Genomic DNA, 15,914 nt, shown 5'->3' with positions numbered 1-15,914 from the left:
AAAAGAGCGGCTTTACAAAGCCGCTCTTTTTTATTCTATACCGTTTTGTTTTAGTTTTACAGATTTTGTAAGCTTTTTGTTATGGTTTGAATTTGTGCCAAAGCATCTTCTTTCTTTTGCTTTTCAATACTTACAACTTTTTCGGGGGCATTGTTTACAAATCTTTCATTAGAAAGTTTTTTCTCAACAGATTTCAAAAATCCCTCATAATACTTCAATTCCTCTTTCAGTTTCCCCTTTTCAGCTTCAATATCAATGGCGCCTTCAACTGGTATAAAGTATTCATTGGATTTTACTCTAAACGTGAGACTGCCTTCCACAGGAGAATCTGTATAAGATAGATTCTTAATATTTCCCATTTTCAAGATCACAGAGTCAAAATTTTCAGAAGCAGGTTCATTGTTGAGAACTACTAAATCAATTGGATTCTTAAAAGCTATATTTTTTTCTTTTCGAATAGTTCTTATACCAGAAATAACTTCAGCAGCAAAAGAAAATTCTGTAATTAGTTTTTCACTGTAATCTTTTTCTTCAGGCCAGTATGATATCGTAAGGGCATTACTCGGATTTCTTTCTTCAATTTGATGCCATATTTCTTCGGTAATAAATGGCATAAAAGGATGCAGGATTTTCAAGTTATCTTCAAAAAGTTTAATTGTAGCGACCAAAGTTGATTTATCAATCGGTTGCTTGTAATCTGGCTTTATAAGTTCTAAAAACCATGAACAGAAATCATCCCAAACTAACTTATAACTGGTCATTAGCGCATCTGAAATTCTGTATTTACTAAAATGATCTTCCAGTTCTCTTAACTTAGATTGAAAAACAGATTGATACCAGTCTATGGCAATTTTTGAAGATTCAGGTTGCTCAATCTCTTCACTAACTTCCCACGAAGTGATCAATTTAAAGGCGTTCCAGATTTTATTCCCAAAACCTTTCCCTTGTTGACATAAAGACTCATCGAATAGTAAGTCGTTACCAGCTGCATTACTTAATAGCAGACCCACTCTCACTCCATCGGCGCTGTATGTATCTATCAATTCTAATGCATCCGGAGAATTACCAAGAGACTTTGACATCTTCTGTCTTTTTTTATCTCTTACTAAGCCGGTGAGATAGACATTTTCAAAAGGTTTTTGGTCTGTATATTCATAGCCTGCCATGATCATACGGGCAACCCAGAAAAATAAAATATCTGGTCCGGTAACCAAATCATTGGTAGGATAGTAATATTTAAACTCTTTATTATCAGGATTACGAATACCATCAAAAACACTCATTGGCCAAAGCCATGAAGAGAACCAGGTGTCCAGAACATCTTCATCTTGTCTCAAATCCTCCAATCCTAACGATTTTCCAGATTTTTCGATAGCCAGTTTTAAGGCTTCTTCCTTTGTTTTGGCAACTACATAATCATTTTCACCAGCGCCAAAATAGTACGCAGGAATTTGATGACCCCACCACAATTGACGGGAGATATTCCAATCTCTGATGTTTTCCATCCAGTGCTTATAAGTATTCTCAAACTTCTTAGGATGTAACTTTATATCATTGAACTCAAGAACTGCTTTAATTGCAGGTTGAGCAAGGTCTTTCATCTTGAGAAACCATTGATCTGATAATCTAGGTTCGATTACTGCTTTGGTTCTTTCAGAGGTTCCAACTTTATTGGTATAATCTTCGACCTTGAGCAAGAAGCCTTGTTTATCAAGATCACTTACAAAATTCTTTCTGGCCTCAAATCGGTCTTGACCTTCATAATCTAAACCGAAACTATTGAGAGTAGCATCAGGGTTAAAAATGTCATAAACCGCTAGATCATGCTTTTCCCCAAGAATTTTATCGTTTTCATCATGAGCCGGAGTAACCTTTAAGCAACCAGTACCAAACTCCATATCCACATAATCGTCTTCAATAATTGGGATACTTCTCCCAATAATAGGAACTATTGCTTTTTTCCCTTTGAGATGAGTAAATCGTTCATCGTTGGGATTGATACAAATGGCAGAATCACCAAAAATTGTTTCAGGCCTTGTGGTAGCTATGGTCAATTTTTCTTCAGAATTTTCCAAATCATATGACACATAATAAAGCTTACCTTGTTTTTCTTCATAGATGACTTCCTCATCGGAGAGAGTCGTTTGTGCTTCTGGATCCCAGTTTACCATCCGGTAACCTCTATATATCAAGCCTTTGTTATGTAAATCTATAAAAGACTGAATCACAGATTCATACATATCTTTATCAAGCGTAAATTTTGTTCTTTCCCAGTCACAAGAAGCACCAAGCTTTTTCAGCTGATTCAAAATCCTGCCTCCGTAATCATTAGTCCAATCCCAGGCATGGCTGAGAAATTCCTCCCTGCTAAGATCTGATTTTGAAATGCCTTCAGTTTTAAGTTTTGCAACAACTTTAGCTTCTGTAGCGATAGACGCATGATCTGTTCCTGGGACCCAACATGCATTTTTCCCAAGCAAACGCGCACGTCTTACAAGTACATCCTGTATAGTGTTATTAAGCATATGTCCCATGTGTAATACACCTGTTACATTTGGAGGTGGTATAACTATAGAGTAGGATTCTCTTTCATCTACTTCAGAATGAAAGAAATTATTTTCTTCCCAGTAAGAATACCATTTTTGTTCTGATTCTTTTGAATTGTATTCAAGTTTGCTTGACATGCGATTACTTAATTTTTAATGGCGAAATTACTGATAAGTCACTAAACTAAAAAAATTAAGATTTGAAATATGATAAGAATTTAGTGTTTGAAAAATCTTAAGTATATTTACTATATGAAAAAACTAATCCTCCTATCGTTAATATTCATGCCTATGTTGTTTTTTAGCCAAGAAAACAAAGGCTTAAGCTTTAAAACGACCAGCCATGATTTTGGAATTATCAATTCAAAATCGAACGCAAAAGCAACGTTCAATTTTACCAACACTTCAGAATCAATTATTGAAATTTTAAAAGTACACGGAGAAAATAGATGCATTGTCATCGATTCTTTAAGTGTAAGAAGCTATGCCCCTAAAGAAAAGGGAACTATTACAATTACATACGACTCTGACTGCAAAGGTCCAATACGGAAAACTGTGAGTGTTTTCACATCAAATAAAAACAATACCATATCCCTAAAGCTTATAGGCAAAGTAGTGGATTAGCTTATCGGTAATCAATTGAGTTGAGACCTTAAAAACAATTCTCTCTTCAAGATTGCTTTCCCTCTTTGAAGCTGAATTTTGATACGTTTTCCTTCTTCGCTTCTAAGGAGATTATTTATTTCTTCAAGATTCATCCTATTCACGTTTTTTCCATCTAATTTTAGGATGCGATCACCTTCAAGAATATCAATCTCTGAAGCAGGAGAGTTAGGCCTTATTTTTACGACTTCAAGAATTTTTGATATTTCCAGTCGAATTTCAAAATCTTTAGCTGTGTTTGTTTTACTGTAATTAGTTTCTTCATCAATTTTAACTAAAATTGGCGTCTTCACTGATCTTATTTCTTCACCGACAAATAACAAAATTAAACCGCTACGGTCATAATTTGAATTGTCATTATATGACGCACTGGACTTTATGTATACATTTCTATTATTATAGTCAAAAAAGGTTACAAATCGTCTCAATATTTCGCTGCCTATTATGCCATTTTTATACCGATCTGCGGTAAACAATTTTGCTGAAGTAGAATCTATATAAGCAACTCTTGGCATTTCTAAATCATAATTACCAATGTTCACTGATTTAAGCTTGGATCTTTTACCGCTTACTACGAGTTCCAGTCCATATCCAACGTAATCTTCAAAAGAATTCTTTGGAGCGGTGATTTCATCATTTTCAAAAATCCAGAACGCGTCACTCGAACCGGTATCAAGTAAAAACACTAATTCTTTATTTGAGCCGTCTAGAAATTTTACTGGTAATTGCAAATGCGGCTTATTTCGAATAGTCCTAAATTCCAGCTTCTCAAATCGTCTTAATTTTCGATTGAATTTATCATGCTGATAAATTCTTAGACTGTTTCGATTGTAGTTTAATCTGAATATAAAATGCTTTAAAAGGTCATAGCCAATTATACCCTGTACGTTAATCCCTAGCTTACTTGCAAGATCATATCTTTGATCTATGATATAATAGACTTCCTGATTATCCCCGTAAATAGGTCCAAAATCAATCGTATTATCTGTGGTTTTGTATGCTTTTACAGGATCAGAACTACCAAGGCTTCTGAGCGATATAAACTCAGCACGCTCCAAAACTGTAGAATCTTTCACCTCAGCAAAAACCTTTGTTTTATTGACGCCTGTATCAACTAGAAAATTGATTGATTCACCATTTAGGGTTGCTGGAAGAATGATCAAATTATTCAAAGACTTAAACTTTAAAGTTACAGCTCTTTTGTCTTGATCAGCAAATTTGAATTCATCTTGAGAGCGAATTTGAATACAATTAAAAACTGCAAAAATCAAAAAAATAACCGCTCTATATTTCAATCTATTCATGAACTTCAAAGATAATGTGAAATAAAACTTTAAAAATATTTTTAGTAACTCTTTAAATCTTTTTTAGACGGTTTTGAACATTGTGAATCTTGCAGTTACTATTTAAAATCACCACATTTGTAAAAAATTAAATTATGCCTAAATTATCCTTTAAAGGGCTAGAAATGCCTCAATCTCCAATTAGAAAATTGGCTCCTTTTGCTAATAAAGCAGTTGAGGAAGGAAAAAAGATATATTTTTTGAATATTGGACAACCGGATATTGCAACTCCACAAGTTGCCTTAGATGCCGTTAAAAATAACGATCTGGATATCTTATCCTATAGTCCATCTTCAGGATTTGAGTCTTATAAAAAGAAACTAGCCAAATATTATGTCAATAACGGAATTGATATTGACGCCGAAGATCTTATCGTAACTACAGGTGGCTCTGAGGCGCTCCTTTTTACAATGGGAAGTATAACAGATCCTGGAGATGAGGTAATTATCCCGGAACCTTTTTATGCAAATTACAATGGATTTGCAGTTGCTTCCGGAGTCACCGTGAAGCCTGTAGAATCTCATTTTGAAAATAATTTTGCCCTCCCTCCCATCAGTGAGTTTGAAGAGCAAATTACAGACAGAACAAAAGCGATCATCATCTGTAATCCTGGAAATCCAACAGGATACTTATATACGAAAGAGGAAATTCAAAAATTAGCAGATTTAGCTCTTAAGCACGATCTATTTTTAGTAGCCGATGAAGTATACAGAGAATTTGTTTACGATGGTGTGGAACATCATTCAATCATGGGATTACCAGAGTTGAAAGAGCATGCCATTATGGTAGATTCTGTCTCCAAACGTTACAGCATGTGTGGAGCTCGTATTGGATGTATGGTCTCCAGAAATAAAGAATTGATGGCAACTGCACTTAAGTTTGCACAAGCAAGGTTGAGCCCTCCTACATTCGCCCAAATCGCAAGTGAAGCTGCTTTGGATACAACACAAGATTATTTTCTTGAAATCAATAAAGAGTATACAGATCGAAGAGACACTCTTATTGAAGCTTTAGAGGCAATCGATGGAGTAAACGTAGCCAAACCTAAAGGTGCTTTTTACTGTGTTGTGGAACTTCCTGTAGAAGACACAGAAGATTTTGCAAAATGGATGCTATCAGAATTTGATGTGAATGGTGAAACTGTAATGGTAGCACCTGCAGCAGGATTTTACTCTACACCTGGAACTGGTCTCAATCAAATTAGAATTGCTTATGTTCTTGAAAAACAAAATTTACTCAAAGCAGTTTCAATTTTGAAAATGGCGCTCCAGGCTTATACCAGTAGATAAATGGAGCTGAATAAAGATGTTTCACTAAAGCCTTACAACACTTTTGGTATTGACGTGAATGCTTATCAATTTATTTCAATTGAGAGTGAAGAAGAGCTTATAGAAATATTGAGACGTTTTTATGCTTCAGAATTATTTGTTTTGGGTGGAGGCAGTAATATGCTTCTCACCCAAGACATTAATAAAACTGTACTGCATATCAACTTGAAAGGAATTGAGATCGTAGAAGAAGATGATCATCATGTTCTTTTAAAAGCTAATGCAGGAGAAAATTGGCATGACTTTGTTCTATATTGTCTGGAAAAAGGTTACGGGGGTTTAGAAAATCTTTCACTGATACCGGGAAATGTAGGAACTTCACCCATTCAAAATATAGGTGCTTATGGTGTTGAATTGAAAGATACCATGTCTTATTGTGAAACCATCAATAGGCAAACCCTCAACAAAAAAAGATTTTACACGAAAGATTGCAGATTTGGATATAGAGATTCAGTCTTTAAAACCAAGTTTAAAAACCAATACATCATTACAAGTGTAGTTTTTAAATTAACCAAAAAAGATCATATTCTTCATATTGACTACGGTTCCATTCAAAATGAATTAGAGTCTAAAAAGATCTCATCACCCACCATCCAGGATGTTTCAAGAGCTATAATTGCCATAAGACAATCTAAACTTCCAGATCCAAATCAAATTGGAAATAGCGGAAGTTTTTTCAAAAATCCTATAGTTGCGTTTTCAATTTTAGAAAATATTCAAAAAAGTTTCCCGGATGTACCTTTTTATAAGATTGATGAAAGCTCTGTCAAAATTCCTGCGGGATGGCTAATAGAAAAAACGGGGCTAAAAGGATACAGGAAAGGAGATGCAGGTGTTCATTCCAAACAAGCATTGGTATTGGTCAATCACGGCAATGCAAGTGGTAAGGAAGTTCATGAATTGTCAGAACATGTCAAAAAAGAAGTCGAAAAGAAATTCAAAATCAAATTAGAAACTGAAGTAAATATTTTTTGAATGTCATAATTCAGTTATAAGTTAAAAAAAAGAGATAATATCCCATTTCACTTCCAATAAGTTTGACTTTTATTAAATTTGCAGTATGAAATTATTACTTATATCAATTGTACTTTTAGGATTAGCAGTAGCTGGAATAGCTATAAAAATCTGGGGTAAAAAAGACGGAAAGTTTTCAGGAACTTGCGCAAGTCAAAGTCCTTTTTTAAATAAAAGCGGTGAATCTTGCAGTTATTGTGGTAAAATGCCAGATGAACAAGCGGATTGTGGTGGCGTAGAAAAAGCTAAATAGCAATTAAATCTTTCAATGGTTGAAATTCATATTCATCTTATTCTTGATTTCAGCCCTCTACATTTTAGTTCAGCAATTTAAAATTGCCTTTAGATTACTAAAACATCGTAAGCTTTCTCTAGATAGTGAAAGTCAATCAATACCTGTAAGTATTATTATTTGTGCAAAAAATGAGGAATCAAATCTATCCAAAAACTTATTATCTGTTTTAGAACAGAGTTACAGTCAATTTGAAACTCTCATAGTAGATGACAATTCTACTGATTCTACTTCGGAAGTCGTACAGGAACTTCAAAAACAATTTGCTAATTTAAGATTAATAAAGTCTGAAGCGGAATCTTCAAATTCCAAACGCATAGCTTTAAAAATGGGAGTCCTATCTTCAAAATACGACTTGCTACTATTGACGGATGCTGATTGTAAACCAGTTTCAAAAGAATGGATTTCTAGCATGGTAAATCAAATTTCAGAATCAAAATCCTGTGTTCTTGGATATTCTCCATACACTCGCCATTCTTCGTTTCTGAATTTAATCATTCAATTTGAGACCCTACAGACTGCGGGATTGTATTTAACTCAGGCTATTAAAAACAAGGCTTATATGAGTGTTGGTAGAAATGTGATGTACTCGAAAGACTTATTTTTAAAAAGTGAAAACTTCGATAATGAAGAGCAATTAACTTCTGGTGATGATGATCTCTTGATTCAAAGTGTTGAAGATAAATCACAAATTACGGTGTGTTTAGATCCTGAAAGTTTTGTTTTAAGCCAGCCTAAAACGACCTGGAGTACCTGGTGGAAACAAAAGTTAAGACACTACTCTACCGCAGTTCATTATAGTATTAAGAGTCAATTATTCTTAGGAACTCATCATTTTTTTCAGTTAGCCTTCTGGATCAGTTTCTTGATTTTAGCTTTTAGTCAGTATTCGAAAACAGCAGTAATGATTTTATTAATTGCTTTGGTTATAAAAAGTCTTTCAATTATAAGTTATGCAAGAGTTTTAAAAGTTTCTAAGCAAGTTTTGCTGCTTTGGCCTATCTTAGAAGCATGTTTACTTATTTTGCAATTAGGCTTAGGCATACACGATAAATTTCAAAAACAAAAAACGTGGCAGTAAAACCTGACGTACAAGAACTTATTAACAGGGCAAAACAAGCAGATCAAAAAGCATTTAGAGCTCTTTTGAATCATTTTTGGGATGATGTTTACAGGTTTCAGTTAAAACGCACCAGAGATGCTTACGAAGCTGAAGAGGTTACGGTGCAAACTTTTGCAAGGGCTTTTGATAAAATAGACACTTATGAGGATAGCTTTAAATTCAAAACCTGGCTCATTACGATATCCAAAAATATTCACATCGATCTAACGCGTAAACAGAAACTCAAAACCTCGGAAATAGAGACTTTTGGAGTATCGCAAATAGCAGATGCAGAACCTACGGTTGAAGATAAAATAATTAAAGAACAGAACCTTAGTAATCTGTTAGGTCAAATTAAAGAATTACAGCCTCATTACAGAGAAGTTATTGAGTTGAGATTCTTTAGTGAAATGAGCTATAAGGAAATTGCAGTTCGAACCGAGCAACCCATTACCAATGTAAAAGTGAGACTTTTGAGAGCAAAAAAACTACTTGCTGAAATTATAAATCAAAAACAAAATGGATTATGAAATTAGCTTTATCAATTATACTTTTCAGTTTTATGTCAACTCCACAGGGGTTTAATGACAGAAGAATTATAGTAATAGTATCTTCAGAACAAAATTTGGAAATTCAAAATCAAATTGATTTACTGGAAAAGAATTCAATGGAGCTGGAAAAAAGAAGACTTGCAGTTTATACAATCATCGATGGTAAAGTTGAGCCAATCATCAATCCTAGTGAAAGAAGCGAAAAATTTCTAAATGATAATAAATCTGATTACTCAGCAACCTTAAACCCAAAAACATACCTCATAGGTTTAGATAAGAGCGTAAAACAAACCTTTACAGACTTTATCCAACCTCAACAAATTTTTAATCTTGTAGATCGAATGCCCATGAGACAAGCGGAGATGAGAAGAAATTAAGAGTTCAAATAGCCTTTGATGTTATTTAGAATTCTTGTTTTGATAGAAATGACATCTGCTTTTTCAAATGCTTTACCAGTAATTTTTTCGTAAAGTTCAATATATCTATCACTTATGGAAGACACAACTTCTGGAGTAAGATCTGGAATTTTTTGACCTTCTTTACCTTGAAAACCATTCTCCATGAGCCACTCTCTTACAAATTCTTTGGACAATTGCTTTTGCTTTTCGCTTTTTGCCTGTCTTTGCTCGTAACCATCTTTGTAAAAATAACGGGAAGAATCCGGAGTATGAATTTCGTCTATGACTACAATCTGGCCCTCTGGAGTTTTTCCAAATTCATATTTGGTATCCACTAAGAGTAAATCTCGTTTTTCAGCAAGTTCAGTTCCTCTTTGAAATAATTTAAGTGAGTAGTCTTCTAAAATTTCGTAGTCTTCTTTGCTTACAATGCCTTGGCTTAATATGTCTTCTTTAGAAATATCTTGATCATGGTCACCTTGCTCTGCTTTGGTAGTTGGTGTTATGATTGGAGCATCGAACTTATCGTTGAGTTTCAATCCTTCTTTAAGTTTCACTCCGCAAAGCTCTCGTTTCCCAGCTGAGTATTCTCTGGCCACATGACCAACCAGATAATTTCTGACTACCATTTCCACTTTGAAAGGTTCACATTTCACACCCACACTTACATTGGGGTCTGGAACTGCTTCAAGCCAATTTGGCACAATATCTTCTGATGCCTTAAGCATTTCAGAAGCAATTTCATTAAGAATTTGACCTTTGTAAGGAATGCCCTGAGGCAAAACTACATCAAAGGCACTAAGTCTATCTGTGGCTACTATTACAATTTTATCATTGGAGAGTGTATATACTTCTCTTACTTTTCCTTTATAAAAATCAACCTGATTTGGAAGTTGAAACTGGGTGGATGTAAGTGTTTTACTCATAATTTAATCCTGATTTTCTATAGCTTTGTAAGCAGAAATTACTTTTTTGACGAGACGGTGACGAATGACATCTTTGTCGTCCAGGTAAATCATACCAATGCCTTTAATGTCTTTGAGAACAAGAAGTGCTTCTTTAAGACCTGAGATTGCTCGTTTTGGTAAATCCACCTGACCGGGATCTCCGGTGATCATGAATTTTGCATTTTTTCCCATCCTTGTCAAAAACATTTTCATCTGTGGATGTGTTGTATTTTGAGCTTCATCCAAAATGACAAACGCATTGTCCAATGTCCTACCCCTCATAAACGCAAGAGGTGCGATTTGAATTGTACCTTTTTCAATATAACTTTCAAGCTTTTCTGGAGCAATCATATCCCTTAGTGCATCGTAAAGGGGTTGCATATATGGATCCAGTTTCTCTCTCAAATCTCCGGGTAAAAATCCAAGGTTTTCTCCGGCTTCAACAGCAGGGCGAGTCAATATAATTCTTCTTACTTGTTTATTTTTAAGTGCTTGAACAGCCAGTGCCACACCTGTATAAGTTTTACCTGTACCTGCAGGACCAATTGCGAATACCATGTCATTAGTATTCATCAATTCTACCAATTTCCTTTGGTTGGCCGTCTGTGCTTTTATGAGCCTACCCCCTATGCCATGAACCAAAACAGCTCCAGAAGAAACCGGTGCTTCATAATCAGCTTTAGATTGACTTGTAAGAATTCTCTCTATCGCATTTTCATCTATAGAATTGAACTTGGAAAAGTGGTCGGTTAGCATTTCGAAACGCACTTCAAATTCTTCTAGACGCTCATCATCACCAAAAACCTTAATTTTATTTCCTCTGGCTACAAGTTTGAGTTGGGGATAGTACTTTTTAATAAGTTCAATATTAACGTTGTGGTGTCCAAAAAATTCTCTTGGATTAATTTCTGAGAGTTCTAAAATAAGTTCATTCAAAAGCGCTGATTTTTGTTTTAAAAATAATAAATTCGCATAGCAAATTTACGCATTTTTTTGACTAAAATGAGCATCCAATTATTAACTGTCTATTAAATGCCTATCATAACTCTTACTACTGATTTTGGACTTAAGGATCACTCCGTTGCCGCCGTAAAAGGGGCTCTTTTGTGCGAATTAGATCAGGTTCAAATTATAGACATTTCTCATGAAATTTCTCCCTTCAACTACACGGAAGCTGCTTACATTATAAAAAACGCTTACCATAACTTTCCAGAAAACTCCATACACATCATTGGGGTAGATTCTGAATTGACACCAGAGAATAAACATCTTGCTATATATCTGGATGGGCACTATTTTATATGTGCCGACAATGGCATTTTATCCCTTATTTCTTCTGAAATAAAACCAGATAAGATTGTTGAAATCAATATTCACAATAATTTTGAAAAGAAATCTAAAATCCTGGATGTATTTATCAGTGTAGCCGCTCACATTTCCAGAGGTGGTGACTTAGATGTGATTGGAAAAGCTATCCCCAACATGAATGAGCTTACGCATGTGAAACCCATCGTTAATCAACAGCAAGACCAGATTATCGGACATATTATTTACATCGATAATTTCGGCAATGTGGTTTCAAACGTAAGTAAGAAACTTTTCAAATCAATCGCTAGAGGAAGAGAAGTATTGATTTCTGCAAGGTCTACAAAGTTCAAAAATGTGTATTCCAATTATTCCGATGCAATCAACTTCAACGTTCCTAAAGAAAACAGAGAAATGGAAGGAAAAAAAATTGCTTTGTTTAATTCATCAGATTTTTTAGAACTTGCTATTTACAAAAGTAATCCTTTAAGTGTAGGTTGTGCTTCTAGTTTATTTGGGATAAAATATCTGGACACGCTCACCATAAAATTTTTATAGAATGCTTGTAAGAATAGTGAAAATGCAGTTTGCTCCTGAAGCTATTGGAGACTTCCAGAACCTTTTTGAAAAAAATAAAAAGAAAATACGTTATTTTGAGGGTTGCCGGCGGTTAGAACTCTATCAAGATCAAAAAAATCCTAATATATTCTTCACTTACAGCTATTGGGAGTCCGAGTCTCATTTGAATGCTTACCGACACTCAGATTTATTTGCTGAAGTATGGAAAGCTACTAAAGCAAAATTTTCAGACAAAGCGGAGGCGTGGAGTCTGAACAAACTCGTAGAATTAGATTGATATGCTAGCCATCTTCAACAAAGAATTCAACAGTTTCTTTTCCAGTGCGATTGGCTACATTGTCATTGGATTATTTTTAATTTCAATAGGGAGTTTAATCTGGATCATTCCAGGTCCTTTCAATATTTTCGACTTAGGCTACGTCAACCTCATTCCCTTTTTTGAAGCCTTACCCTGGGTTTTTGCATTTTTAATTCCTGCCATCTGCATGCGGAGTTTTTCTGAAGAAAGAAAACAAGGCACGATGGAACTTTTACTCACAAAACCTTTGAGTCTGAATCAACTTGTGTTTGGAAAATTTCTTGGGTGTTTGTGTTTAAGTCTTATCGCCATTTTACCTACTTTCTTCTATTTAATAAGTCTTTCCGCGCTTACTGCCGAAGATGTATATGTAGATTATGGTGTTATTTTTAGTTCATACTTTGGACTGGTTTTACTTATATCCTGTTTCACCTCTATCAGTGTTTTTGCTTCATCTGTGAGTACCAACCAAATTGTAGCCTTTATTTGGGGCACTGTTATAAGTTTATTTCTCTACTTTGGTTTTGATGGATTGAATTCAATTGCAATAGGAGATTCACAATTATACTCCCTGGAATACTTCGGAATTAATTACCACTTCAAAAGTATAACAAGAGGAATTCTGGACAGTAGAAATTTAGTTTACCTGCTAAGTATTAGCGTTTCATTTTTAGCATTGACGCGTTTTCAACTAAAAACACTTTCAGAATGAAAACAAGACCCATACTGAAAAAAGTTCTGGGAACTTTAGTTGTCGTCACACTTCTGAATGTATTGGCTTCGCAATTTTTTACGCGAGTAGATTTCACTTCAGATCAAAAGTATACACTATCCAAACCAACCATAGAATTAATAGAATCAATAGAAGATCCTATTCTTATCCAGGTGTTTTTGACAGGAGATTTACCTTCAGAATTCAAAAGGTTACAAACAGAAACCCGCTACATACTTGAAGAACTTCGCGCATACAATTCTAATATTAAATTTGAATTAATCGATCCTTTGGATAGCAATCTGGAAGCCATGGAAGTTGCTAATCTCTTTTATGAACAAGACATGCCACCAGAATCATTGAACATTCGCAAAAACGGCAAACTCACGGAACGCGTAATATTTCCCTGGGCTGTTGCCAATTATAAAAATCAGCAGTCTTCCATTCAACTCCTGCACAAAACATTGACACAAAGCAATTCTGAATTGGTTCAAAAATCAATTGAAAATCTTGAATATGGCTTTATCAATGCTATCACTAAATTGACTCGGGAAAGAAGTAAAAAAATCGCTATTTTAAAAGGTCAAGGCGAGCTTGAAGATAAATATCTCTCAGACTTCCTCACTACACTTAAAGAGTATTATCTAATTGCACCTTTTACATTAGATTCTGTAAAGAGTAATCCACAACGAACTGTCGACCAGTTAAAAACTTACGACCTGATCATAGATGCAAAAGCAACTCAGCCTTTCAGTGAAGAAAAAAATTATGCCATAGACCAGTATTTAATGAATGGGGGGAAAATCCTTTGGCTCACGGAACATGTCAATGTCGAAAAAGATAGTCTCTACAGAGCTTCAAAATCTGCTTTGGCCTTACCTAGAAATTTGAATTTATACAATTTGTTTTTCAAATATGGAATTAGAATCAATCCTCAACTCATAAATGATCTTTATTCTGCTCCTATTGTTTTAGCTTCTGGGAGTGGAAATTCTACTCAACTTTCTAGGTTTCCATGGTTTTACGATCCGCTTGCAAATTTTGCCGATGAGCATCCCATAACAAGTAATCTAAATCCTGTAAAATTTGAATTTGCAAACCCAATAGACACTTTAAAATCTGAGCTCAAGAAAACAATATTGCTGGAAAGTTCAGAACTCTCCAGAAAAATAGGTGTCCCTTTTGAAATCAATTTGAACCAGATCAAAGAGGAGCCAAATCCAGAGCTTTATACTTCAGGTAATTTTCCAATGGCTGTAATGGTGGAAGGTGAATTCAATTCGGCTTTTAAAGCCAAGTTAAAACCATTTCAGTTGTCAAATCCTTTAGATAAAAGTCCTTCAACGCAGCAAGTTTTTATTTCTGATGGTGATGTCATCAAAAATCAAATTCAATCTGGTAAACCCTTAGAGTTAGGTTTTGACAGGTATTCAGGAATAACCTATGGCAACAAAACTTTCCTTCTAAATACGGTGAATTTTCTACTTGGTGACAAGGATTTAGTGAATACAAGAAATAAATCAATTCGTCTGGATGAGATGAATCTAGATAAGCTGGAGGCTGAAATGTTAACCTGGCAGATTTTCAATATAGCAGCTCCTCTCCTTTCATTATTTGCTTTCGGTGCTTTGTTTCACTATTGGAGAAAAAGAAAATACAGCAAGAATTAACGCCTGAATTTATCTTTATTTCTATTGACAATAAGATATATCACTGGTAGTATTCCTAAAGAGTTGATGAGCGCTAAAAAAATAAACCACGCAATTTGCTTACGTCTGGCTGACTGCCATAAAGTGATAAGTTTTAAAATAGCGTCGACAATGACAAGGAAAAGAATGATGCCTATAAGATAGGAATAATCATCTATAAATGATAGAAAGTCGGGTTGGGTTAGATCCATTATTCAGAAGTTTAGATACCTAATTTAGCATAAAATCTAAAATAAATCTAAAAGGAGTTAAACAAAAGAGTTTAGAAAGTCCATTAAAATTATAAATTTGTTTTTATGACAATTAACTGCAAAGGAGAATTACTTGATTTATCAATACCTAAAGTGATGGGAGTTTTGAATCTGACACCGGATTCTTTTTATGATGGTGGAAAATTCAAAAATGAAAATGAAGTACTTAGACAGGTAGAAAAAAACATCCATGAAGGCATGGATATCTTAGATATCGGCGCCTACAGTACAAGACCCGGAGCTGATGACATCAGTGAAAATGAAGAACTGAAAAGGCAAAGTTCAATTTTAAAACAGGTAAAAAAGGAATTTCCAGATATAATCATTTCTATAGACACTTTTAGAAGTAGGGTTGCAAAAGAAAGCTTAGATCGGGGTGCACATATCATCAATGATATTTCTGCAGGAAAGCTTGATGGTAAAATGATGGATTTGATAGCTGAATACGAAGTACCTTACATCATGATGCACATGCGGGGAACTCCGCAAACCATGAAGCAACTTACAGATTATCAAAACTTAGTTAAAGAGGTGGTTTTTTATTTTTCTGAAAGAATAGGTGAAGCAAGAAGCAAGGGTATCAATGACTTAATCATTGATCCAGGATTTGGTTTTGCAAAAAATATTAACCAAAATTTCGAGTTACTCAATCATCTCAAAGTCCTAAAAAACCTTGATGTTCCAATGCTTACCGGACTTTCCAGAAAATCTATGATCTATAAAACTTTATCTATAGAAGTTAAAGATGCGCTCAATGGGACTACAGCTTTAAATATGGTTGCACTGATGAACGGTAGTTCAATATTGAGGGTTCATGATGTGCTCGAAGCAAAGCAATGCGTTACCTTGTACCAAGAATTGAAAGAAAACTAGAAT

Annotated in this window: 17 protein-coding genes; 12 read left to right on the top strand and 5 right to left on the bottom strand. The window is 34.6% G+C overall.

Annotated features, from left to right (window positions below):
• Positions 1 to 56: 56 nt before the first annotated feature.
• On the bottom strand, positions 57 to 2,684 hold the full coding sequence (locus LB452_RS04945) for a valine--tRNA ligase (RefSeq protein WP_224460619.1): 2,628 nt from the start codon (positions 2,682 to 2,684) through the stop codon (positions 57 to 59).
• Between the two features lie 114 nt (positions 2,685 to 2,798).
• Here LB452_RS04945 and LB452_RS04940 point away from each other — a divergent pair, with 114 nt between their 5' ends.
• Positions 2,799 to 3,170, top strand: coding sequence for a DUF1573 domain-containing protein (locus LB452_RS04940; protein ID WP_224460618.1), 372 nt, complete (start codon positions 2,799 to 2,801; stop codon positions 3,168 to 3,170).
• An 11-nt stretch (positions 3,171 to 3,181) separates the two neighbouring features.
• Here LB452_RS04940 and LB452_RS04935 read toward each other — a convergent pair whose 3' ends face one another.
• Entirely contained in the window at positions 3,182 to 4,513 is a 1,332-nt protein-coding gene (locus LB452_RS04935; RefSeq protein ID WP_224460617.1) for an aspartyl protease family protein, read from the bottom strand.
• A gap of 134 nt (positions 4,514 to 4,647) precedes the next feature.
• Between LB452_RS04935 and LB452_RS04930 the strand changes: the two genes are divergently transcribed.
• The 6 genes from LB452_RS04930 (at position 4,648) to LB452_RS04905 (ending at position 9,216) form a co-directional block, all read left to right on the top strand.
• Positions 4,648 to 5,841: a pyridoxal phosphate-dependent aminotransferase gene (locus LB452_RS04930; RefSeq protein WP_224460616.1), complete on the top strand. Its 1,194-nt coding sequence runs from the start codon at positions 4,648 to 4,650 to the stop codon at positions 5,839 to 5,841.
• Entirely contained in the window at positions 5,842 to 6,855 is a 1,014-nt protein-coding gene (murB, locus tag LB452_RS04925) for a UDP-N-acetylmuramate dehydrogenase (protein ID WP_224460615.1), read from the top strand.
• 85 nt (positions 6,856 to 6,940) lie between these two features.
• Positions 6,941 to 7,147 carry a membrane or secreted protein gene (locus LB452_RS04920; RefSeq protein WP_224460614.1) on the top strand — a complete coding sequence of 69 codons (207 nt, stop codon included), beginning with the start codon at positions 6,941 to 6,943 and terminating at the stop codon, positions 7,145 to 7,147.
• A 19-nt stretch (positions 7,148 to 7,166) separates the two neighbouring features.
• A complete protein-coding gene (locus tag LB452_RS04915) occupies positions 7,167 to 8,267 on the top strand; it encodes a glycosyltransferase (RefSeq protein ID WP_224460613.1) in 1,101 nt (366 codons plus the stop codon).
• Entirely contained in the window at positions 8,258 to 8,818 is a 561-nt protein-coding gene (locus LB452_RS04910; protein WP_224460612.1) for an RNA polymerase sigma factor, read from the top strand. The genes LB452_RS04915 and LB452_RS04910 overlap by 10 nt, the downstream gene beginning before the upstream one ends.
• Positions 8,815 to 9,216 carry a DUF4174 domain-containing protein gene (locus tag LB452_RS04905; protein ID WP_224460611.1) on the top strand — a complete coding sequence of 134 codons (402 nt, stop codon included), beginning with the start codon at positions 8,815 to 8,817 and terminating at the stop codon, positions 9,214 to 9,216. Before LB452_RS04910 ends, LB452_RS04905 begins: the two co-directional genes overlap by 4 nt.
• Here the strand turns inward: LB452_RS04905 and LB452_RS04900 are convergent.
• Positions 9,213 to 10,163 carry a phosphoribosylaminoimidazolesuccinocarboxamide synthase gene (locus tag LB452_RS04900; RefSeq protein WP_224460610.1) on the bottom strand — a complete coding sequence of 317 codons (951 nt, stop codon included), beginning with the start codon at positions 10,161 to 10,163 and terminating at the stop codon, positions 9,213 to 9,215. The two genes, LB452_RS04905 and LB452_RS04900, sit on opposite strands and share 4 nt — an antisense overlap.
• 3 nt (positions 10,164 to 10,166) lie before the next feature.
• Positions 10,167 to 11,120 (bottom strand): PhoH family protein, encoded by a 954-nt coding sequence (locus LB452_RS04895; protein WP_224460609.1) that lies wholly within the window; start codon positions 11,118 to 11,120, stop codon positions 10,167 to 10,169.
• 96 nt (positions 11,121 to 11,216) lie between these two features.
• Between LB452_RS04895 and LB452_RS04890 the strand changes: the two genes are divergently transcribed.
• Genes LB452_RS04890 through gldG form a run of 4 tightly spaced genes read left to right on the top strand, consistent with a single transcriptional unit; the run spans position 11,217 to position 14,748 of the window.
• Positions 11,217 to 12,047, top strand: a complete 831-nt coding sequence (locus LB452_RS04890; protein ID WP_224460608.1) for an SAM hydrolase/SAM-dependent halogenase family protein — start codon at positions 11,217 to 11,219, stop codon at positions 12,045 to 12,047.
• A 1-nt stretch (position 12,048) separates the two neighbouring features.
• Positions 12,049 to 12,345: a putative quinol monooxygenase gene (locus LB452_RS04885; protein ID WP_224460607.1), complete on the top strand. Its 297-nt coding sequence runs from the start codon at positions 12,049 to 12,051 to the stop codon at positions 12,343 to 12,345.
• A 1-nt stretch (position 12,346) separates the two neighbouring features.
• Positions 12,347 to 13,078, top strand: coding sequence for a gliding motility-associated ABC transporter permease subunit GldF (gene gldF, locus LB452_RS04880; RefSeq protein WP_224460606.1), 732 nt, complete (start codon positions 12,347 to 12,349; stop codon positions 13,076 to 13,078).
• Positions 13,075 to 14,748: a gliding motility-associated ABC transporter substrate-binding protein GldG gene (gene gldG / locus LB452_RS04875; RefSeq protein WP_224460605.1), complete on the top strand. Its 1,674-nt coding sequence runs from the start codon at positions 13,075 to 13,077 to the stop codon at positions 14,746 to 14,748. The genes gldF and gldG overlap by 4 nt, the downstream gene beginning before the upstream one ends.
• On the opposite strand, the gene LB452_RS04870 is transcribed toward gldG, so the two are convergent.
• On the bottom strand, positions 14,745 to 14,978 hold the full coding sequence (locus LB452_RS04870) for a DUF5652 family protein (protein ID WP_224460604.1): 234 nt from the start codon (positions 14,976 to 14,978) through the stop codon (positions 14,745 to 14,747). The two genes, gldG and LB452_RS04870, sit on opposite strands and share 4 nt — an antisense overlap.
• Positions 14,979 to 15,083: 105 nt before the next feature.
• On the opposite strand from LB452_RS04870, the gene folP reads away from it, so the two are divergent.
• Positions 15,084 to 15,911, top strand: coding sequence for a dihydropteroate synthase (gene folP / locus LB452_RS04865; RefSeq protein ID WP_224460603.1), 828 nt, complete (start codon positions 15,084 to 15,086; stop codon positions 15,909 to 15,911).
• Positions 15,912 to 15,914 lie beyond the last annotated feature (3 nt).

Origin of the sequence: Psychroflexus longus, assembly GCF_020164595.1 — a bacterium.
GTDB classification, from domain to species: Bacteria; Bacteroidota; Bacteroidia; order Flavobacteriales; family Flavobacteriaceae; genus Psychroflexus; species Psychroflexus longus.
The sequence above is the reverse complement of the archived record's forward strand: the minus strand, read 5'-3'. Positions and strand labels throughout refer to the sequence as shown.